This window comes from Streptomyces sp. NPDC005492, from assembly GCF_040605995.1.
Taxonomy (GTDB): Bacteria; Actinomycetota; Actinomycetes; order Streptomycetales; family Streptomycetaceae; genus Streptomyces.
This window is the reverse complement of the sequence record NZ_JBEXDX010000002.1, coordinates 261038-282081: the sequence shown is the minus strand read 5'-3', so window position 1 is coordinate 282081 and position 21044 is coordinate 261038. Positions and strand designations below refer to the sequence as shown.

Here is a 21044-nt window from a genome sequence, read left to right as displayed (position 1 = left end):
GACGCCCAGGTCAGCGCATGCCCACTCGGGGGGTGCGGGAAAAGTGCCGAGCGTCACAAGGGCCCCCTGTGAATTAAGTTTCAAGCACTAAGGTCGCCGTGTGCGCGTACTTCTGGTGGAAGACGATGAACCGGTGGCCGAGTCGCTACGACGCGGACTGCTGCGCTACGGCTTCGAGGTGGAGTGGGTCACCACGGGTGGCGCGGCACTGAGCCACACCGGCCCCTACGACGTCGTCCTCCTCGACCTCGGCCTGCCCGACACCGACGGCCTCGACGTGTGCAAGGCGCTGCGCGTCCGCGGCGACGTACCGATCATCGTGATCAGCGCGCGCAGCGACGAGACGGACCGGGTGGTCGGCCTGGAGCTGGGCGCCGACGACTACGTCTCGAAACCGTTCGGGGTGCGGGAGGTCATCGCCCGGATAAGGGCGGTGATGCGCCGCGCACAGCCCCGTACGTCGTCCGAGTCCGGCCCCGACCGCTACGGCCCCCGCCTCACCATCGACCGCAAGGCAGCCCGGGTCCGCCTCGACGGCGAGGAGGTGCCCCTGGCCCCCAAGGAGTACGACCTGCTGTCGTTCCTCACCGAGGAGCCGGGCGCGCTGATGTCGCGCGAGCAGATCATGGAGGCGGTCTGGGACGCGAACTGGTTCGGCCCGACGAAGACGCTCGACGTCCATGTGGCCGCGCTACGACGGAAGTTGGCGGGCGCGATCACGATCGAGGCGGTGCGGGGCGTGGGCTTCCGCCTGGAGGTACCGGGGACCTCGGCCGGATCGTCGCCGTCATGATCCGGCAGCTCATCGTCAGCTACGTCCTGCTGGTGGCAGTGGCGCTGGCGGCGTTCACCGTGCCGGTCGCGTTCACCCTCACCTCCCAACTGCGGGGCGACACCGAGCAGTCCGTGCGGCGCGAGGCCAGGACGATGGCCCTGCTGCTGAGCGGTGACGCCGCCTCGCGCGCCGCGCTGGACCGCATGGTGGTGGCGTACGCGCAGGAGACCCCCGGCACCGCCGAGGTGCTGCCCGCCGCGCGGTCGAAGACCGCGACGCACTGGGGCGACGGGGCGCTGGAGGTGACGGAGCCGGCGAAGCGCGACGGCCGGACCGTCGGCGCCGTACGCATCACGTACCCGACCTCGGACCTGACCCGACGCCTGTGGCGCATCTGGGGTTTCCGGGCGATCCTCGCGCTCACGGTGCTGGCGGTGGCGGCCGTCCTGGGCGCGCTGGTGGCCCGCCGTCTGACCCGCCCCCTGCGCCAACTCAACGACATGGCGAGCAGGTTCAGCGACGGCGACCTGACGGCACGGACCCCGGTGACGGGCCCGCACGAGACACAGACACTGGCGCGGACCCTGAACCAGGCGGGCGAACGCCTGGACACCCTGATCGCCTCGCAGCGCATCTTCGTGGCCGACGCCTCGCACCAACTCCGCACCCCGCTCACGGCGTTGCGGCTGTCGCTGGACAACATCGCGGACGGCACGGACGACGAGTTCGTACGGGAGGACGTGGAACAGGCGACCGCGGAAGTGGTCCGGATGAGCCGCCTCGTCAACGGCCTGCTGGTGCTCGCGCGGGCCGAGGCGAAGGTCACGGCGGCGGAACCGCTGCCGCTGAAGGAGATCGTGGACGAACGCCTCTCGGTGTGGAGACCGGCCGCCGACGAGCGCGGAGTCCACATCGCGCTCAGCGGGGAAGTCGCCGACGGCCGGCCGCTGGTGCTGGCCAGTCCCGGTCATCTCGAACAGGTCCTGGACAACGTGCTCTCCAACGCCCTGGAGGTGTCGCCGGACGGTGCGACGATCACGGTCCGGGCTCGATCACGGGGCGACGAGACGGAGTTGTCGGTGGTGGACGAGGGCCCCGGCATGTCCGACGCGGACAAGTCCCGCGCCTTCGACCGCTTCTGGCGCGGCCAGGGCCTCACCGGGCGCACCGGTTCGGGCCTGGGCCTGGCCGTCGTACGCCAGTTGGTGACGGACGACGGCGGGACGGTGACCCTGCGGGACGCGCCCGGCGGCGGTCTGTCGGTGTCGATCAGCCTTCGGGCATCGCAGAGGAGTGGTGGTTGACGATCAGCCACGTGCCGCCGCGCTTCTCGTACTCGTACGTGTACCGGGCCTCGACGACACGCTTCGCGCCGGTGTCCGGGTCGGTGAGGGTGAACTCGTAAATCCCGGTGTCTATCGCGGAGTTGCTGTCCAGCACATTGACGATCGTCTCCACCTTCTTGCCGACCGGCTTGTTGGCCAGGAAGTGCTCGAAGTAGTCGACGATCCCGGCGTGGTCGGTCCGGATCCTGTTGGACACGGTGGGCAGCAGCACGGCGTCGGACGCGTACCGCTTCGCGACCTTGTCCGGGTCACCGGTCCTCAACGCGGCGTTCCAGCCGTCGAAGAGAGCGGCGATCTGCTTCTTGCTCGGCTTGTGGTCGCCCCGCGGACCGGCGGTCGCGGCGACGGTACCGACGGTGCCGAGGGCCAGGACGGTGGTGACGGTGACGACGGCTGCGCGCTTGCTCATGGACCGGCGGGTCATCTCAACTCCAGTTGTACTGGTGCTTTTTGGGATGACTCCAGACTGGCTTCGGGGCGGTTAGCGTCCGTGCAGGGGACGTACAGGACCGAGGAAGGGCCGAGCCAATTAACGTGTTGCGACTACCTGATCACGGTGGGACGTCATGACGGGCGGCGACATACTGCTGGCCGGCATCGTGCTGCTCGGCGCGAGCGTCCAGTGGCTCACCGGCATGGGCTTCGCCCTGGTCGCCGTACCCGCCCTGGTCCTGCTGCTCGGCCCGGCCCAGGGAGTCGTCCTCGCCAACTGCGCCGCCGGCGCGATCAGTGTCGTAGGCCTGGCGGGCGGTTGGCGACAGGTGCGGGCGCGGGCGATGGTCCCGCTGTGCGCGGCGGCGGCCTGCACGGTACCGGCGGGCGCGTGGCTGACCCGCCAACTCCCCACGCCCGCCCTGATGTTGGTGATGGGCGGCCTGGTGACGGCAGCCGTGCTGCTGGTCATGCGCGGCGCCCGAGTCCCCGCCCTGCGCGGCACGAGGGGCGCGGTCGCGGCAGGCGCGGCGGGCGGGTTCATGAACGCGGCGGCGGGGGTCGGTGGGCCGCCGATTTCCCTGTACGCCGTCAACGCGGGTTGGACGGTACGGGAGTTCGTGCCGAACGCGCAGTTCTACGGGGTCGTGGTCAACGCGTTCTCCGTGGCGGCGAACGGTGTACCGAGCCTTCGTACGACCCAATGGGCCGTTGTCGTAAGCGCGTTGATCATGGGGGCGGTGATCGGGCGGGGGCTCGCGGGGCGGATACCCGAGCCGCGGGCCCGGTTGCTGGTGTTGTCGTTGGCGTTGGCGGGTGGGGTTACGGCGGTGGGGAAGGGGAGTTGGGGGGTGTGGGGGTGGTGATCAGAATTCCGGCGGCGGTATAGCCGTCGGGCTTGTCGAGCCAATCCCGCTCCACTGTGAAATGACCATTGTGCGTCAGTCAGTCGGGCACCCGTCGCCGGAATGCAATGCGTTCCATGTACGCGGGTCGACGATCCCGTCGACCTTAAGGGGGATGGCGCACCCTCGGAGATCGTCCCAGGACTGGAACGCCCGGACGGCGAGGTAAACGCTGTTCTCGTAGCGGCCGTTCGCGGTGGTACCTAACCAGCCCCGGAAAGCCAGAAGGCATTGCACCTCGCGCACCCGGGCCCCGAGGTCACCCTCCCGTGTGAGCGTCGTACCGTCGGCAATGGGAGCCGGGCCGGTCGCAGTCGAGCCGACGTCGTTGACGTGCAGTCCCGCGACGATGAGTGCGGCCGTGACACCGGCCGCCACTTGGGTCCTGAAAGACATCTCTTACCCCCAGTTCAACAGTCCGTTGAAGACTGAGGCAACATTGCCAGCGGCGCACATTAGGGCCGGCGCCGGATCCACTGTGGGAGATCGCGCTCAGCCTGCACCGCCTCCAAGATCCGGGAGGGCGGTGGGCGTACGCCGACTGGTTCCGTGACGCACAAAAGGGGCTGGTCCAAAAAGATCTCGGGAAGGTCGTCACGCAACTCCTGCTGCCCATTTTCGCAAAGGGTGCCTACTACCCCGACTTCCTGAACCCTTTCGAAGCGCAAGGAGGACTGACCGCAGGAGTTACCGCGATCGTCGACACGCCACCGGAGCGGATACAACAAGAGGTCCGGCGTTTCGCCGCGCAGGGGGCCGCCCCGACGTGGGCACCGCGGCTCGCCGAACGCCGGATGCGCGAGGAGGTGGCGGACGGCCTGCGGCAGTACTACGAGGCCGCCATCGCGCCGTACTACGACTACTCGCGCACATGCCTGGACGCCGAACGTGCCGTTCTGGGCCAGGCCGTGCTGCACGGCGGCCCGGACGGGCTGCTGGCCAACCTCGGGCCACACATGCGGTGGGCACCGCCGGTCCTGCACGTGAGGTATCCGGTCGAGGACCGCGATCTGTGGCTGGGCGGCCGAGGGCTGCTGCTCGTGCCGTCCTACTTCTGCTGGGGCGCGCCTGTGTGTCTGGGAGACCCGGCGCTGCCTCAGGTCCTGGTCTACTCTCCACACCGGGAAACGCTGGACTCACCCGGTCTGTTCTCCTCCACCGCACCGCTCAGCGCCCTGCTGGGGCGCACCCGGGCCCTGATGCTGGGTGTCACCGCCGGCGGGGCCACGACGGGCGGGCTGGCCCGCGCCGCCGGTGTCTCCGCCGCGGCGGCGAGCCAGCACACCACGGCGCTGCGGAATGCGGGACTGATCACCAGCTACCGCCACGGCTCCCGGGTACTGCACACCATCACGCCCCTGGGAACAGCTCTGCTGCGCGGCCCGAACCAGGCCGCACAGGGCTCGCCTACTTCGCCGGCCGAATCCCCAGCGGCTCGCCGATCTCCTCCAGCATCACCTTGCCCGCCTCGAACTCCAGCGTCTCGTCGCCCATCGTGCCCTGGTCCGTGTCCAGGCCGTCCAGTTCCGCGAGGGGCTGGTTGAGGCGGACGTGGGCCACGACCGACTGGAGGGCGCGGAGGGTCGCCGACGCGGTGGAGCCCCAGTTGGAGAAGTAGGAGAACTGCCACCACCACAGGGCCTCCGTGGTGCGGCCCGCGCGGTAGTGGGCCATGCCGTGGCGGAGGTCGGTGATGAGGTCGGCGAGGTCGTCGGAGATGCGGGCCGGGACCGGGGCCTTGCGCGGCTCGTAGGGGTCGAAGACCTCGGAGTAGACGTCGATCGGCTCCAGCATCACCGCGAAGCGCTCGCGGAGTTCGTCCACGTCCGGCTCCGGGCCCAGGTCGGGCTCGTAGCGCTCGTCCGGGACGATGTCCTCGTGCGCGCCCAACCGGCCGCCCGCCAGGAGGAGTTGGGACACCTCCAGGAGGAGGAAGGGGACCGCGGAGTCGGGGTCCTCGCCCTTCGCTACCTCCGACACGGCCACCAGGAAGCTCTCGACCTGGTCGGCGATCTGGACCGCGAAGTCGTCGGGGTCCGGGTCGGTCGCGTGCAGTGTGGCGTCAGACATCTAGGAGTCGTCTCCCCTCGAAGGCGCGGCCGAGGGTCACCTCGTCCGCGTATTCCAGGTCTCCGCCCACCGGGAGGCCGCTGGCCAGGCGGGTGACCTTGAGGCCCATGGGCTTGATCATGCGGGCGAGGTACGTGGCCGTGGCCTCGCCTTCGAGATTCGGGTCCGTGGCCAGGATCAGTTCCGTGACCGTACCGTCGGCCAACCGCGCGAGAAGTTCTCGTATACGCAGGTCGTCGGGTCCGACACCTTCGATCGGGCTGATCGCCCCGCCCAGGACGTGGTACCTGCCCCGGAACTCACGGGTGCGCTCGACCGCCACGACGTCCTTCGGCTCCTCGACCACGCAGATGACGGAGGGGTCGCGGCGGGTGTCGCGGCAGATGCCGCACAGCTCCTCCTGCGCCACGTTGCCGCAGGTCATGCAGAAGCGGACCTTCGCCTTGACCTCCATCAGGCACTGCGCGAGCCGGCGCACGTCCGTCGGCTCCGCCTGGAGGATGTGGAAGGCGATCCGCTGCGCGCTCTTGGGACCGACGCCGGGGAGCCGCCCCAACTCGTCGATGAGGTCCTGGACCACGCCTTCGTACAACGGACTGCCTGCCTTCCCTGGAGTCGTGCGGTCGGTGCGTATCCACGTACCGTAGTTGGCCGCGGCCTGTCTTAGAAAGGCAGACCGGGGATACCGCTGCCGCCGCCCAGTCCCTGCGCCAGCGGGCCGAGCTTCTGCTGCTGGAGGGTCTGCGCGTTCTCGTTGGCCGCCTGGACGGCCGCGACGATCAGGTCGGCGAGGGTCTCGGTGTCCTCCGGGTCGACCGCCTTCGGGTCGATCTTCAGCGCGCGCAGCTCACCGGAGCCGGTGACGGTGGCCTTCACCAGGCCGCCGCCGGCCTGTCCGTCGACCTCGGTCCGCGCCAGCTCCTCCTGCGCGTTCGCCAGGTCCTGCTGCATCTTCTGGGCCTGCTGGAGCAACTGCTGCATATTGGGCTGGCCACCACCGGGAATCACGATCAGCTCCTGGTTCGTACGGCTGTCAGTCATGGGTACGGCTGTCCGGGCGAGGGTTTTCCCCGCTCGGCACGAGCCTACGTGGTCCGGGCAGTCATCGCTCCAGCACTCTTTCGAGTGAGTCTTTCTCGCGTCCTATACCTGATCAAGACCCACTTCCGGGCGGAAAAGTGATGAAACCTTCTTCTTCGCCACCCATTGGGCGGTAGGAAGGGTCCGGCACATCAGCATCAGGTGTCACACGACGTAAGGGAGTGCCGGGTGGGTCAGCCGGAGATTCAGCCCGAGGGTGGCGATCTGGCCGGGCGGGCGTTTCCGCTCGGGGACTGGGGCGAGCCCGCGGCCCGGCTGGACGAGCTGTACCGGTGGGCCGAGCGCGGGGCGCTGGAGACGGCGGCCTGGTATCTGGCCGACCGGGTGTGGAAGCGGCGCGGGGCGCGGGCCCTGCGCACCGGCGCGGCCCTGGGCGCGGTGACGGGGGCCGCGCTGCCGCTGCTCGACCTGACCGGGGCGGTGGCCGGGCTGGCCGCCTGGGGTTATCTGGCGCTGCTGCTCGGGGCGGCGTGCGTGGCCGGGGACCGGTTCTTCGGGATGACGTCCGGGTGGATAAGGGACGTGGCTACGGCGCAGGCCGTGCAGCGGCGTCTTCAGGTGCTCCAGTTCGACTGGGCGTCGGAGGGTGTGCGGGAGTTCCTGGGACCGGCGGAGGGCACCGCGAGCGAGGCCGCGGACCGGTGCCTTGGGGTGCTGCGGCGCTTCTCCGACGATGTGACGGAGCTGGTGCGGATGGAGACGGCCGACTGGATGGTGGAGTTCCGGACGGGGTCGGCGCCCCTCGGGATCCAGTCGGCGGCCGCTGCCGGGGGGCGACAGGAGGGGAACGTCGTACCGGGCAGGTTTCCGATGCCCCCGGGGCCGGGCGGTGGCGGCGGCACGCGGCCGAACATGCCCCGGCAGCGGCCGCCGGAGCCGAGATGAAGTGAGGCGCGGTTCGCCGCCGTGAATGAAGTGGCGGAAGTGGCGGAAGTCGCGGAAGTGACGCCTGAAAAAGGCACACGGGGCGCGCACACGATCGATATCGAAGCGCTTCCGGAATCCGTTGTGACGCACAGTCCGCTGTGATTACTCTTCATTTCCCTTGCCATCAGGTGCAGTTGGCCGCGATGCCAGAACCCGAAGAGGTTTTTCCGTGCCCCCACCGCCGCTCGCATTGATGGGCTTCCCGGACGACGAGGGAGCCGACGACTTCGTACGAATGTTTCGGCAGGTCCTGGCGCCCGCCGAGCGGGAGTCGCTGGCGCACACCCCACCGCTCGTCGTCCTCGACGTCGAAGACGGTGCGGCGGAGGGGGCGGAGTACGAAACCCGCGTGCGCCGCGTGGTCGAGGCGCTGGAGCGGGCCTCGCGGAACGACCAGGACCAGGCGACGGTCCCGTACGCCCTCGTCACCGCCCCGAAGGACGGTGAACTGCTCAGCGGCACCGCCGCCCGCGGTCTCTTCTTCGGCCTGCCCAGGAACATGACGCCGGACCGTCTTCCTGGCTTCTGGCCCCTGTGTGACTCCGTCTCGTACATACGGACCCTCACCACGGAGGCCACGTCGGCCGGCGCACCCGGCGCCCACGTCCTGCGCGACCACGCCCACGAACAGTTGCGTCGCAACCGACGTCAGCGCCGCGAGGGACGGGCGCAGGTCTCCCTCTGGGCGCTCGGCGGCGGGGACTCGCCCCCGGTCGGCGGGTTGCGCGGCTGGCTGCTGGGCTCGTTCTGGCACGGGATCACCCGTACGTTCCCGCGCTGGTGCTGGGAGCGGCACAAGACCCGCCGGCTGGTGCGCCCCGGCCCCCTCGCGCGCCGCAGACGGCCGGGCTGGCTCGGCGAGGCACTGGGCATGACCAGGGGCTCCGAGACCGTGTTCGAGGTCATGGACGAGGTCGCGGACCGGCAGTTGCCCCGGCTCGGCCAGCCCCCGGAGCACGAGCGGCACCAGGAATCCCTCTTCGCCCTGGAAAAGCTGCTGACCCGGGCGCTTCTCGAAGACCTCGCCGACCCCCCGGTCGGCGGCCGGCTGCCACGGCGGCGGCGCCGGACGGCCCGGCCCCTGCTGCTGGTTCCGATGCCCCGGGAGGGGACACCGGGTGCGGCGGCGGCCGAACGGTTCCTGCGCGCGTTCCACGAGGAGCGCGGCCACACCGCGAACCGGCCCGGTCCGCTCGTCGTCGCGATCGGCCGGCCCTCCCCGCGGTTGCTCACGGACCTGGGCAACCCGACGGCGATCGGCTTCGGGCAGGCGGGCCGATTGCTCAACGAGCCGGAGCCGGTCACCGGCCCGGTCCTGGTGAAGCTGCGGGACGAGCCCTTCGGCCGGGAGGGAATCGTCGTACGGCACTGCCTCCCGCCGACGTTCCGGCTGGGCGGACGCACCGTCGCCACCACGCTGGTCGCCGGTACCGGCCTGTTCTCGCTCCTGCTCGGTATCGGCGCGTACCAGGTCTTCGCCACCCCGGCCGTCTCCTACGAGTGTGTCGGCGGCACCCGGTCCGTGGCCGAGGACGCCAATGCCCCGATCCCCGTGCACGCCTCGGACTGGTACACGTCGGCCCGGAAGCAGATCGACCGGCAGAACGCGCGCGCCATGGACTACTACCGTCAGGGCCGGACCGTACGGACCGTCGTCGCCTTCGTCTCCGAACCGCCCACCAGCGTGGACGAGACCCGTTTCGACGGCATCATCCCCGAGCTGCGCGGCATCGCGCTGTGGCAGCGGGACCTGAACGACGACGCGTCCGCCGACACCTCCCTGGTGCCGCTGCTCGTCGATGTCCGCACCACCGGCGAGTCGTTCGAGAACGCCGAGGCCAAGGCCAGGGAACTGGTCGCCGAAGTGCGCGACGAAACGGGGAAACCTCCGTACAAGAAGGTCGTCGGCGTCCTCGGGTACGCGCAGAGCCGCGAGTCGACCAGGGCCGCGCTCCAGGTGCTCGACCAGGCGAGGATCCCGGCCATCGGCACCACCGCGACCGCCGACGAGATGCAGGACAGCGCCCGTCTCAGCTACTGGCCGCTCACTCCGAACAACTCGAAGGAGGCCGCCGTCGAGGCCGAGTTCGCGAGCGAGAAGAACATCGTGGCCCGCGGCGGCTCCGAGACCCAGTGCGCTCCCTCCGGGCACGCCATCGTGATCGAGAGCTCCACCGACCTCTACAGCCGCAGTCTCGCCGCCAAGTTCACCGCGCGCTTTCCCGGTACCGAGCCGGTGTTCGACTTCAACCAGGCCAACGAGTTCGCGCCCGGGGCGCGCGTCACGGCGAAGACGTCCAGTGCCGACACGCTGACCGAGCTGATCTGCGGCGAGTTGCGGCAGCAGCCCGACTCGGTCGTGTACTGGTCGGCCCGGGCCAAGGACTTCAGCGCGTTCGTCGGGGCCATGGACCGGTCGGGCACCTGCACCGACCACGACATCACGGTCCTCGGCGGCAACGAACTCACCAACGTGGCGCAGACCGGCGTCTTCGCGAACAAGGACTGGCTGCGCCTCTACTACTCCGCGCACCGGCTCCCGTCCACGGACAAGGATGCCAGTGCGAAGACCCGCCAGTTCGTGGCGGAGTACACGGCGTTCGTCAAGCAGACCGCCACGGGCACCGATCCCTGGAAGCAGGACGGCCACTCGGCGGTCTCCTACGACGCCTTCCACGTCCTCTCCCAGGCGGTGACCGCCGCCCGGCTGGCGGATCCCACCGTCAGCCGGGCGTCCGTGCTGGGGCGTCTCCAGGACGGCATCACCTTCGACGGGGCCACCGGGTACGTCTCCTACGGCAAGGACGTCAACGCCCCGCCCACCGACAAGACCCTCGTCCTGCTCCGGCAGGTGGCGGACCAGCCGGAGGCGGTGGTGGCCTGCGGGGCGTACCGGAAGGGCGAGGCGTACAAGAAGCAGGGAGTCCCGTGCGACGCTGCCCGGTGAGTGACTCCCAGTCGACTCGAGCGGCTGTCAATCGACCGCGCACAGCCGCAGCCCCTCCGGTGTCCAGCACGGGATGTGGCCGTGGGTGCGGATCACGTCCTGGCCGTTGCCCCGTGACAGATAGGTCAGGAAGCTCGACGCGAGGGAGTCGGCCGGGGGCTGACCGTACGTGTAGGCGTACTCGATCTCGCGGTACGGGTAGGCGCTCGTGCCGTGTTCGATGGCGTCCACGGACGCGGTGTGGCCGTCGAGCGTGAGCACATGCAGGCCCTTGGCGCCGGAGGCGAGGTTGAGTTCGCTGTAGCCGATCGCGCCGGGAAGTTGGGCGACCTGGGTCAACACCTGGTCCGTGGAGTCGAGTTCGCAGCGGATGACGGGTGCCGTCGGATCGTCCTTGTGTACGCAGTCGACGGAGGAGTTGGCGATCTCGCCGCGTTTCAGCACCCGGCGCTGGAACACCTGCCGTGTACCGGAGTTGGCGTCCCTGCTGACCAGGTGCACGGCCACGTTCGGGCCGCCCAGCTCCCGCCAGTTCTTGATCTCGCCCCGGTACAGGCGCCGTACGTCCGCGATGGACAGGTTCTTCAGATGGATGTCGTCGTTGACGACGATCGCGAAGACCGACACCGCGACCCGGTTCTCGCGCAGTTGGGGCATGTCGCTCGGCTTCGGGCCGTCCGACAGGGCCACGACGGCCGGTGAGCCCTTCTTCGTCGCGAGCCCGGTGGCCTCCAACTCCCGTACGCCCGCTGTCGATCCGTGCGGGTCGACGACGACTGTCGCGCCCGCGCAGTCCCGCTCGTACTTCTTCGCGACCTCCTCCACGACCGGCGCGAACGCGGTCGAACCGGTGACGGTGAGGGTGCCCTGCGCGCAGCCGATCGGGGGCGGATTGTCGTCGCGGGCCACGACGATCGTCGCCAGGGTCACCACGCACACCGTGAGCATGATGGTGATCAGCCGGGAGGCGCGGCTGAACAGGGGCAGCGTCTCGTCCGGGGTCGCGCTGCGGTTGGGGTGCACCTCGCCGTCGCGGATGCCGCCGATGAGCCGTATGCCGCAGCCGACGTCACCGCCGGACAGCAGCACCAGCAGCTTGAAGTGGTCGCCGCGGTTGAGCGGGACGCGTGGGATGCGCAGGGTGTTGCCCTCGTAGCCGAGGCCGGCCGACGGCGTGAAGTGGTCCATGAGATGGTCGGTGCCGACCGGCTGGGTGACGGAGACGCCGCGGATCGTGCGGTCGGTGAACACCGCGGTGAGGCCGTGGAGTTCACGGCCGGTGTAGTCGTTGTCGGCGATGCTCTGCGAACCGTCGTTCTCGATGCGCAGCAGCACGAGGGTGGCGTCGCTCATGCCGGGCGCCTCGTCGAAGAGGCCGAGGCGTCTGTTGGCGCGGCCCGAACGCACGTCGTCGCCGATGGGGTTGTCCATCTGCACGCGGTAGCCGATCCGCTTGCGGCGCGGCACTCGGCGTTCGTACCAGACCATCACGCCGGACGCGACGATACCGAGCAGCGCGGTACCCACGGCGACGACGTTCTCCGCGCTCAGCCACTCCACTGTGGGCCCCCGCTCCCCAGCCGGATCGTGGGGTCACGGTAAGGCCCTCGCCCGAAGTCCAGGTGACGTTCAACCGACCCTGATGTGAAGGGAGTTCAGCCCGACTTCGTGTACGTCAGTTTCTCCCCGCTGCTGGTGTTCACCCGCTCCAGGGTGCTGCCCGACAGCAGGGTGATCTCGGTGGCCGCGCCCGGGTTGCAGGTCGACAGCGGCTTGCCGGAGGTGACGGTGGACGGGCCGATGGCCAACGGGCTCTCGCCGCCGGGCTGTTGGGCGAGGTCGGCGCTGAACTCGCAGTGGTAGCCGGGCCCGTCCGCGATCAGGGTGAGCACCGGGTCCCCCACCTTGCCCTGACGGATGGTGAGTTGACGGGTGTTGTGTCCCGTGGAGTTGTCGATGGACGTGTTCCAGGTGCCGAGATATCCGCTCGGTACGGCGCCCTCGCCGGTCGGCGACGGTGAGTCGGTCGGCGACGGCTCCGCGGTGGTCGGACCCGGGGTCGTGGGCGCGGCACTGGTGGCCCCGCCGCCCGAACCGGTCGTCGTCCTTCCACTGTCACCCCCGCCCTTCATCAGCGCGTACACCGAACCCCCCGCCCCCAGCGCGACCACCAGCGCGACCACGACCAGCAGCATGGTCGACCGCCCGTTCCTACGCGCCTCCTGGCCCGGCTCCGTGTAGGGCCCCGGGCCGTAGGGCGGGGTGGAGCCGAGGCCGGGATTGTGCGGGTAGGGGTTGTACGGCACCTGCCCGCCCCAGCCGACGAGTTGGCGGGCGGGTTGGGGCGGGTTGCCGTAGTCGGGGGCGAGCTGAGCGGGTTGTGGCGGGGGGCCGTAGTCGGCGGTCGGCTGCGCGGGCTGGGGTGGGTAGCCGTGGTCGGCGGCGGGCTGGGGGTGTTGCTGGGGGTAGCCGTAGGCCGGGTGCGGGGTGGGCGGGGGTGGGGTGTTGGTGGTTCCGGGCCGGCCCTCGACCATCGTCGGGACGCGATCGGCCTGCGCACCGGCGGGCGGTGCGGGAGAGGAGTCGTCGGAGGCGGGGGCGTGCTCGGGGGAGGCTTCGGAGGCGGGGGCGGGGTGCCGCTCCACAACGGCAGGCATTTCTACGACAGGCGTTTCCGCAGGCGTTTCTACGGCGACGGCGGCGGAGGCACTCGTCTCCTTGGCACCCGCACCCGGACCCGGACCCGGAACTAGAGCACCACCCGAAGCCGCCTCCGGACCAACCGTCTCCGGGTCCGCCGCCCCTGCGGTCGTCTCCGCGCCCTGCGCCTCCGAGTCCCCCGCCTCCGGAACACCCTTCTCCAGAGCGACCTTCTCCGAACCGCCGCTCACCGAACCGCTCTTGTCCGAACCGCCGCTCCCCGAACCGCTCTTGTCCGAACCACCGCTCTTCGAACCGCCCCCGTCCGAACCACCGCTCCCGGAACCGCCACTCTCCGTCCCGGCGCCCCCGAAGCCAGCGCCTCCCGAACCACCGCTCCCCGAACCGCCCTTGTGCAAACCGCCGCTCCCCGAACCACCGCTCTCCGAACCGGCACTCCCAGAACCGCCCTCACCCGAACCACCGCCAGAGGCAACGCCTCCCGCCCCACCACTCCCCAAACCACCGCTCCCCGCCCCCACAGCCCCCAGCGCACCCCGCTCCATCCCCACCGTTTCCGGATCCTCCGTATCAAGCAACCGCACCGCATGCCGCCCCAGTTGAGCCACCAGCGCGCCCGGGAGCCAGGGATCGCGGGCGCGGCCGTCGGAGAGTGTGTCCTCCGCGCCCGTGCGGTCGAGGATGTTGTGGAGCGTTGGGCGGGCGGCGGGGTCCTTGCGGAGGCACGCTCGGATCAGGTCGGTGATGCCCTCGGGGACGGCGGAGAGGTCGGGTTCCTCCTGGGCGATGCGGAACATCAGGGCGTGCACACCACTGTTGGCCGCCCCGAAGGGAAGCGTGCCGGTCGCGGCGTAGGCGAGGACGGAACCGAGGCAGAAGACGTCGCTCGCCGGGGTGACGCGGTCGCCCCGCACCTGTTCCGGCGCCATGAAACCGGGCGAGCCGACCAGTGAACCGGTGCGGGTGAGCCCGTCCCCGGCCACGGTCTCCAGGGCCCGCGCTATGCCGAAGTCGATGACCCGGGGGCCGTCGATGGTCACCAGCACGTTGGACGGCTTGAGGTCGCGGTGGACGATCCCGGCGGCATGGATGTCCCGCAGCGCGTGCGCGAGGCCGGCCGCGAGGATGCGTACCGAGCGCTCGGGAAGTGCCCCGTGGTCATGGCCCACGACCTGTTGGAGGCTCGGGCCCGCGACATACCCGGTGGCCACCCACGGCACCTCCGCCTCGGTGTCCGCGTCCAGCACCGGCGCCGTCCAGTACCCCCCGACCCGGCGCGCGGCCCGCACCTCCTGCCGGAACCGCGCCCGGAACTCCTCCCGCGCGGCCAGGTCCTCCCGCACCAGCTTCACGGCGACCGTGCGCCCCCGGTCCGACCGGGCCAGATACACATGCCCCATGCCCCCGGCCCCGAGCCGCGCCAGCAGCCGGTACGCCCCGATCCGCTGCGGATCGCCCGCCCCCAGTTTCTCCACGACCGCCCCCGCCTCCCCCGATGTCCCCGGCCCCCGCCTGCGAACCGAGAATAGTGCGGGGCTACGACACGATGGCCCGAGCGGTGTCTACGGTTCCGTAACGAGGGGGAGCCACCCCCGACAACCTGTCGCGGAAAGCCCCCGACCACAGACAAGTCGCCGATATCGTTTCCGTATCGCGGACTTTTACGCTCACCCCCATGACCCCTCAGCCCAACCCCCAGGCCGGCGCCGCCGTGAAGGCCGCGGACCGTGCGCATGTGTTCCACTCCTGGTCAGCGCAGGAGCTCATCGACCCGCTCGCCGTGGCCGGCGCGGAGGGGTCGTACTTCTGGGACTACGACGGCGGGCGCTACCTGGACTTCACCAGCGGGCTCGTCTACACGAACATCGGCTACCAGCACCCGAAGGTCGTCGCCGCGATCCAGGAGCAGGCCGCGACGATGACGACCTTCGCGCCCGCGTTCGCGATCGAGGCCCGGTCGGAGGCGGCGCGGCTGATCGCCGAGCGGACGCCGGGGGATCTGGACAAGATCTTCTTCACCAATGGTGGCGCCGACGCCGTCGAGCACGCGGTGCGCATGGCTCGGCTGCACACCGGGCGGCCCAAGGTGCTGTCGGCCTATCGGTCGTACCACGGGGGTACGCAGCAGGCGATCAACCTCACCGGTGATCCCCGGCGCTGGGCCTCCGACAGCGCGTCCGCCGGTGTCGTGCACTTCTGGGCGCCGTTCCTCTACCGCTCCCGTTTCTACGCGGAGACCAAGGAGCAGGAGTGTGCGCGGGCGCTCGAACACCTGGAGACGACGATCGCCTTCGAGGGGGCGGCCACCGTCGCCGCGATCGTCCTGGAGACCATCCCCGGGACCGCCGGGATCATGGTGCCGCCGCCCGGCTATCTCGCCGGGGTCCGTGAGATCTGCGACAGGTACGGGATCGTCTTCGTCCTCGACGAGGTGATGGCCGGGTTCGGGCGGACCGGTGAGTGGTTCGCGGCCGACCTGTTCGACGTCGTACCGGACCTGATGACCTTCGCGAAGGGCGTGAACAGCGGATACGTGCCGCTCGGCGGGGTCGCCGTCTCCGGTGCGATCGCGGACACCTTCGGCAAGCGGCCCTACCCGGGCGGGCTGACGTACTCCGGGCACCCGCTGGCCTGTGCCGCGGTCGTCGCGACGATCAACGTGATGGCCGAGGAGGGGGTCGTGGAGAACGCGAAGCACCTCGGTACCACCGTCGTCGAGCCCGCCCTGCGCGCGCTGGCCGAGCGGCACCCGAGCGTCGGCGAGGTGCGCGGGGTCGGCATGTTCTGGGCGCTCGACCTTGTGCGGAACCGGGAGACGCGCGAGCCGCTGGTGCCGTACAACGCGGCCGGAGCGGACAACGCGGCGATGGCCGCGTTCGGGGCCGCCGCAAAGCGGCAGGGGCTGTGGCCGTTCATCAACATGAACCGCACCCATGTCGTGCCGCCGCTCAACGTGTCCGAGGCCGAGCTGAAGGAGGGTCTCGCCGCCCTCGACACGGCGCTCTCCGTCGCCGACGAGTACACGGAATAAAGGTGACATAAAGACGGAGGGAGAGGGTCCGCTCGGCGGGTGCCCGCAACCGGGCAGAGCGGGAACCCGAACGCGTAAGGTGGCGTGCTCGTAGACATATACGAGTACGCCATCGAACGCGACGAGGGAGACGCTCCGACGATGCCCGGAAGCAGCGGCAACGGCGCCGTGACCCGCAGCACCCTGCGGCAGCAGATCGCCGACGCGCTTCGCGACGAGGTCCTGGCCGGCCGGCTCCAGCCCGGTCAGGAATTCACGGTGAAGGAGATCGCCGAGCAGTACGGCGTCTCCGCGACCCCGGTCCGGGAAGCCCTCGTCGATCTCTCCGCGCAGGGCCTCCTGGAGGCCGACCAGCATCGCGGTTTCCGCGTCCACGAGTACTCGGTGGCCGACCACCGGGGCATGATCGAGGCCCGCTCGCTGGTCACCGAGGGCATGTTCCTGGCCCTGGCCGGCGGCCACCGCGTCTTCGACCGGACCGAGGACCCGCGCACGATCGCCGCGCTCGCCGGTGTCCGCCGCCGCGGCGAGGAGGCGCGACGCGCCGCCGACGCCGGTGACCTCACCGTGCTGATCGGCTACGACCTGCGCTACTGGCGCGAGTTGAGCGCCATGTTCGGCAATCCCTACCTCGGCGACTTCCTGCACCGGCTGCGCGTCCAGTCCTGGGTGTGCACGGTGCAGCATCTGCGCCGGCTGACCGATCTGCGCGGCCGGCTGTGGTCCCAACACACCGAACTGGTCGACGCCTTGGCGCGCCGCGACACTCCGGCCGCGCGCTCGATCGTCCTCGCGTACAACAAGCACTCCCTCGACCTCATCGAGCGGCTGGCCGCCCGGTGACCGGACCGGAAAGGGCCGCTCCGGCCGTGGATGTCAGTGCCCCGAACCCCATAGACCTCGTGGACCTGAGCGTCGTCGTGCCCGCCTACAACGAGGAGCGAAGGCTCGGCCCGACCCTCGACGCGATCACCACCTACCTGAGCGACAACGAGAGCCGCTTCGGCGCCTGGGAGATCGTCGTCGCCGACGACGGCTCCGACGACGGGACCCGGGAGGTCGTCACCTCCCGCACCGATGCCCGGGTGCGGCTGGTCACCAGCCCCCGCAACCGCGGCAAGGGCCATGCCCTGCGCCTCGGGGTCGCGGCCTCGCGTGGACGCCGGGTCCTGGTCACCGACGCCGATCTGGCCGCGCCCATCGAGGAGTTGGAGAAACTCGACAAGGAGCTGGGCGAGGGGCACGCGGCGGCGATCGGCTCGCGGGCGGCGCCGGGCGCGACCATAGAGAGCCACCAGCATCCGGTCCGTGAACTCCTGGGCCGCGCGGGCAACTTCCTCATACGCAAGGCCGCGGTGCCCGGCATACGCGACACCCAGTGCGGCTTCAAGCTCTTCGAGGGCGACCGCGCCCGCGAGGCCTTCGCCGCCTCCAGCATCAACGGCTGGGGCATCGACGTGGAGGTCCTCCAGCACTTCCGCCGCGCGGACTGGGAGGTCGCCGAGGTGCCGGTGCGCTGGGCCCACCAGTCCGGCTCGAAGGTACGGCCCCTGGACTACGCCCGGGTCCTCACCGAACTCGCCCGCCTCCGCGCCCGCTCCCTGCGCCCGGTCGACATCCTGGTCACCGTCCTCTTCCTGCTGATGTCGATCGGCCTCTACTCGGGCCGCTTCTTCGATCCGTCCCACCGCTACCTGGTCGACTCGCTCCAGGACCAGAACCAGTGGGAGTGGTTCTTCGCGGTCACGGCCGACAACGTGGCCCACCTCCACAACCCGTTCTTCTCGAACCTCCAGGGCTTCCCCGACGGCGTGAACCTCATGGCCAACACGGTCATGCTGGGCCTGTCGGTCCCCTTCGCGCCGCTCACCCTGCTGGCCGGACCCGCCGTCTCCCTCAGCGTCTGCATGGCGCTGGGCCTCGCGGCCACGGCCGCCGCCTGGTACTGGCTGATCGTGAAACGGGTCGTACGGCAGCGGGCCGCGGCCTTCGTCGGCGCCTCCCTCGCGGCCTTCGCCCCGCCGATGGTCAGCCACGCCAACGCGCACCCGAACTTCGTCATCCTCTTCATGGTCCCGCTGATCATCGACCGCGCCCTGCGCCTGTGCGCGGGCACCCGGGTCGTCCGGGACGGGATCGTGCTGGGCCTGATGACGGCCTACCAGATCTTCCTCGGCGAGGAGCCGCTGCTCCTGGCGTCGATCGGCATGGTCCTGTTCGCGGTCTCGTACGGGGTCCTGCACAGGGATGTCGTGAAGACGGCCTGGCGCCCGCTCCTCAAGGGCCTGGGCATCGCGGCGGCGGTCTGCGCGCCGATCATCCTGATCCCGCTCTGGTACCAGTTCGCGGGCCCGCAGAGCTACAAGAGCGTCCTGCACGGCGACAACGCGGGCAACAGCCCCCTGGCCCTGCTCTCCTTCGCCGAACGCTCGCTGATCGCGGGCAACGAGGTCCGGGCGGGCTCCCTCTCCCTCAACCCCACCGAGCAGAACGCGTTCTACGGCTGGCCGCTGGTCGCCCTCGCCTTCGCCATCGTCGTACGGCTGTGGGAGCACGCCCTCGTCAAGGCGCTCGCGTTCACGGCGGTCGCGGCGGCGATCCTCTCCATGGGCCCCAAGATCCGTATCCCGCTCACGAACACGGTCTACCCGGGCCCCTGGGCACTGCTCGCGCACAAGCCGCTCTTCGAGTCGGTGATCGAGGGCCGGGTGGCGATGATCTGCGCCCCCGCGCTGGGCATGATGCTGGCGATCGCGGTCGAGCGCCTGGCGGCGACCCGGCAGATCGGCACGCAGTACGTCGGTCTGCTCGCCGTGTGCATGGCCCTCATCCCGATCATCCCGGCCCCGCTGAAGGCCGTGGACCGCGCCGCCGTACCCGCCTTCTTCACGGACGGCACCTACAAGTCGTACGTCCGCGCAGGCGAATCCCTCGTCCCGCTCCCCCTTGCCGACCCGGGCGCCGCGGAGCCCCTTCACTGGCAGACGGCCGCCGGCCTCGGCTTCAAGATGCCGGGCGGCTACTTCAACGGCCCCTACGGCGAGGACCGCGTCGGCATCTACGGCGCCTCGCCCCGCTACACCTCCAACATGCTGCGGGACGTGCGCTACACCGGTGTCATCCCCACCATCGGCAAGAACTGGCGGGCGCAGGCCAAGGTGGACTTCGCGTACTGGCACGCGGGCGCCCTCGTGGTCGCGCCACAGCCCAACGACGACAAGCTCCGCACCGCTGTGGAAAAGCTGGTCGGCAAACCCGGTAAGTGGGTGGACGGCGTGTGGGTATGGGACCTGCACGAGGGAAGCTGACCCGGGCCGCACCGACTACGCTTCCCCCTACTCTTTTCTGTGACCGAGTGACCGAGGAGCCTCTTTTGGCCTGTGACCTGTGGCTGGTCCCGCTCGTCGACGTGTTGTGCCACACCCCCGACAATCCCTTCGCCGACGAACTCGCGCTCTACAACTCGTTGCTGGCCGAGGCGGGGCTACCGCCGGTGCCGGTGTACCAGTACATGCCGGGACTGTCCGGCGAGGTCGCCCCGGTGGCGGGCTTCGACTACGACGCGCTGCACTTCCTGCGCCGGGCGTATCTGCTCCAGGTCTGCGGCCTCCCGGTGACACCGGTGGACGAACTGGGCGGTGACTACGAGCAGCTCCTGGAGATGTTCGAGACCACAGCCCAGCAGTCCCACCTGGTCTGGCACTACGACCACGCGGGCGCCTACGTCCCGGTCGACTTCCCGCACCCGCTGGCCAACGACGAACTCCTCGCCGGCGGCGGCCCGTTGGGCTCGTCCCAGACCCTGCTGCGCGAGCTGGAGTTCGTGGCGTCGACGATCGGCATCGACCCGGCGAACCCTCCGACGCCTCCCCAACCTCCCTCCGCTCCGACGGAGTTGGAGGAACCGGCCGTCCCCCCGCCGTACGACCCCAGCCCGTTCGCGCGCGAGCGGCACGTGTGGCTCGGCCTGCACGCGGCGGCGACCCGGAGCCTGGCCCAGGGCTCGATGATCGTGTTCAGCTAGCGGAGCTTGGAGAGTCCCGTGCCTACTTCCTCCGCGTTCATCACCGGGGTGTAGGTGATCTCGGCACCCAGGTTGAGGAAGAACGGCTCACTGATCGACGGGATGTCGGAGGGGTCCTTCAGGTCGAAGACCAGGAACGCGGTGCGCTTGCCACCGTCCGCGGTGAAGTAGGCCGCCTCGGGCTTGATCTGCGCCATGGACTCCTCCATCAACTTCCCGAGGGTCCCATTACGGATCGCTTCGTTCCCCTTCTCGGTGTCCATGCACGCCTTCAACAACATGCGCATTGCACTCACCTTCTCGTTTAGGGCATGTTCAGGATATGCCCGATATGCGCATTACGTCGTGCTGGTGTACGGCTCAGTCGTCCGCCAGCGCGGCATGCAGGAGCAGAGCGTGGACCAGGCGGTCGGACCCGGTGGGCGGGTAGCGCCAACTCAGCGGCCAGGTCGTGCCGTCGAGCGCAGGCACCGGGATGAACGAGACGCGGTTCGGGCCGGCCGTCAGGCGGGTGACCCCGTCGGGCCACGCGCGGTGTCCGGTGCTCCCGACGGGCACGAGGAAGTAGACCGCCCTGCTCCCACTCGCCTCCTCGACCACCGGCCCCGGGTCACCACCCGTCATCGCCGCGAGCCGGTCCGCGAGCGCACGCCCCTTCTCACCGTCGACCCGAACCGCCTCGAACTGGACGCCCGCCTTGCGGAGTTGGATGCCCCGGGCCGGAACCCAGTCGAGGTTTACCTCATCACTTTCCGTATTCATGCGAACAGTGTCGGCTGGTCCGGTTACCTTCTTCCATAACTCTGTGTCGACCGTCCACGACAG

At 70.1% G+C, this 21044-nt stretch carries 18 protein-coding genes; 9 read left to right on the top strand and 9 right to left on the bottom strand.

Annotated features, from left to right (window positions below; translation table 11 throughout):
• Positions 1-100 precede the first annotated feature (100 nt).
• Positions 101-793 (top strand): response regulator transcription factor, encoded by a 693-nt coding sequence (locus ABZT04_RS04110; RefSeq protein ID WP_356052681.1) that lies wholly within the window; start codon positions 101-103, stop codon positions 791-793.
• On the top strand, positions 790-2079 hold the full coding sequence (locus tag ABZT04_RS04105) for a HAMP domain-containing sensor histidine kinase (protein WP_356052679.1): 1290 nt from the start codon (positions 790-792) through the stop codon (positions 2077-2079). Before ABZT04_RS04110 ends, ABZT04_RS04105 begins: the two co-directional genes overlap by 4 nt.
• On the opposite strand, the gene ABZT04_RS04100 is transcribed toward ABZT04_RS04105, so the two are convergent.
• Positions 2045-2545, bottom strand: coding sequence for an SgcJ/EcaC family oxidoreductase (locus tag ABZT04_RS04100; RefSeq protein ID WP_356052677.1), 501 nt, complete (start codon positions 2543-2545; stop codon positions 2045-2047). The genes ABZT04_RS04105 and ABZT04_RS04100 overlap by 35 nt on opposite strands.
• Positions 2546-2687: 142 nt before the next feature.
• On the opposite strand from ABZT04_RS04100, the gene ABZT04_RS04095 reads away from it, so the two are divergent.
• Positions 2688-3419, top strand: coding sequence for a sulfite exporter TauE/SafE family protein (locus tag ABZT04_RS04095; RefSeq protein WP_356052675.1), 732 nt, complete (start codon positions 2688-2690; stop codon positions 3417-3419).
• 75 nt (positions 3420-3494) lie between these two features.
• On the opposite strand, the gene ABZT04_RS04090 is transcribed toward ABZT04_RS04095, so the two are convergent.
• From ABZT04_RS04090 to ABZT04_RS04075, 4 genes are all read right to left on the bottom strand, one after another.
• Entirely contained in the window at positions 3495-3836 is a 342-nt protein-coding gene (locus ABZT04_RS04090; protein ID WP_356052673.1) for a peptidoglycan-binding domain-containing protein, read from the bottom strand.
• A gap of 1029 nt (positions 3837-4865) precedes the next feature.
• Positions 4866-5528 (bottom strand): DUF5063 domain-containing protein, encoded by a 663-nt coding sequence (locus ABZT04_RS04085; protein WP_356052670.1) that lies wholly within the window; start codon positions 5526-5528, stop codon positions 4866-4868.
• Positions 5521-6120 (bottom strand): recombination mediator RecR, encoded by a 600-nt coding sequence (recR, locus tag ABZT04_RS04080; protein WP_356052668.1) that lies wholly within the window; start codon positions 6118-6120, stop codon positions 5521-5523. Before recR ends, ABZT04_RS04085 begins: the two co-directional genes overlap by 8 nt.
• A 71-nt stretch (positions 6121-6191) precedes the next feature.
• A complete protein-coding gene (locus ABZT04_RS04075; protein WP_356053061.1) occupies positions 6192-6536 on the bottom strand; it encodes a YbaB/EbfC family nucleoid-associated protein in 345 nt (114 codons plus the stop codon).
• A gap of 261 nt (positions 6537-6797) precedes the next feature.
• Here ABZT04_RS04075 and ABZT04_RS04070 point away from each other — a divergent pair, with 261 nt between their 5' ends.
• A complete protein-coding gene (locus ABZT04_RS04070; protein ID WP_356052665.1) occupies positions 6798-7514 on the top strand; it encodes an SLATT domain-containing protein in 717 nt (238 codons plus the stop codon).
• 211 nt (positions 7515-7725) lie between these two features.
• On the top strand, positions 7726-10503 hold the full coding sequence (locus ABZT04_RS04065; RefSeq protein WP_356052663.1) for an ABC transporter substrate-binding protein: 2778 nt from the start codon (positions 7726-7728) through the stop codon (positions 10501-10503).
• 27 nt (positions 10504-10530) lie between these two features.
• On the opposite strand, the gene ABZT04_RS04060 is transcribed toward ABZT04_RS04065, so the two are convergent.
• Together ABZT04_RS04060 and ABZT04_RS04055 are read right to left on the bottom strand one after the other, a co-directional pair.
• Positions 10531-12063: a substrate-binding domain-containing protein gene (locus ABZT04_RS04060; protein ID WP_356052661.1), complete on the bottom strand. Its 1533-nt coding sequence runs from the start codon at positions 12061-12063 to the stop codon at positions 10531-10533.
• A gap of 95 nt (positions 12064-12158) precedes the next feature.
• On the bottom strand, positions 12159-14639 hold the full coding sequence (locus ABZT04_RS04055) for a protein kinase (RefSeq protein WP_356052659.1): 2481 nt from the start codon (positions 14637-14639) through the stop codon (positions 12159-12161).
• 200 nt (positions 14640-14839) lie between these two features.
• On the opposite strand from ABZT04_RS04055, the gene ABZT04_RS04050 reads away from it, so the two are divergent.
• From ABZT04_RS04050 to ABZT04_RS04035, 4 genes are all read left to right on the top strand, one after another.
• Positions 14840-16195: an aspartate aminotransferase family protein gene (locus ABZT04_RS04050; RefSeq protein WP_356052658.1), complete on the top strand. Its 1356-nt coding sequence runs from the start codon at positions 14840-14842 to the stop codon at positions 16193-16195.
• A 141-nt stretch (positions 16196-16336) separates the two neighbouring features.
• Positions 16337-17038 (top strand): GntR family transcriptional regulator, encoded by a 702-nt coding sequence (locus tag ABZT04_RS04045; RefSeq protein ID WP_356053059.1) that lies wholly within the window; start codon positions 16337-16339, stop codon positions 17036-17038.
• A 26-nt stretch (positions 17039-17064) separates the two neighbouring features.
• Complete coding sequence (locus ABZT04_RS04040) at positions 17065-19503, top strand: dolichyl-phosphate beta-glucosyltransferase (RefSeq protein ID WP_356052657.1); 2439 nt, start codon at positions 17065-17067, stop codon at positions 19501-19503.
• Between the two features lie 65 nt (positions 19504-19568).
• A complete protein-coding gene (locus ABZT04_RS04035; RefSeq protein WP_356052656.1) occupies positions 19569-20219 on the top strand; it encodes a hypothetical protein in 651 nt (216 codons plus the stop codon).
• Here ABZT04_RS04035 and ABZT04_RS04030 read toward each other — a convergent pair.
• Both ABZT04_RS04030 and ABZT04_RS04025 read right to left on the bottom strand, forming a co-directional pair.
• Positions 20216-20506: a hypothetical protein gene (locus tag ABZT04_RS04030; RefSeq protein ID WP_356052654.1), complete on the bottom strand. Its 291-nt coding sequence runs from the start codon at positions 20504-20506 to the stop codon at positions 20216-20218. The genes ABZT04_RS04035 and ABZT04_RS04030 overlap by 4 nt on opposite strands.
• A 73-nt stretch (positions 20507-20579) precedes the next feature.
• A complete protein-coding gene (locus ABZT04_RS04025) occupies positions 20580-20981 on the bottom strand; it encodes a hypothetical protein (protein WP_356052652.1) in 402 nt (133 codons plus the stop codon).
• Positions 20982-21044: the final 63 nt, after the last annotated feature.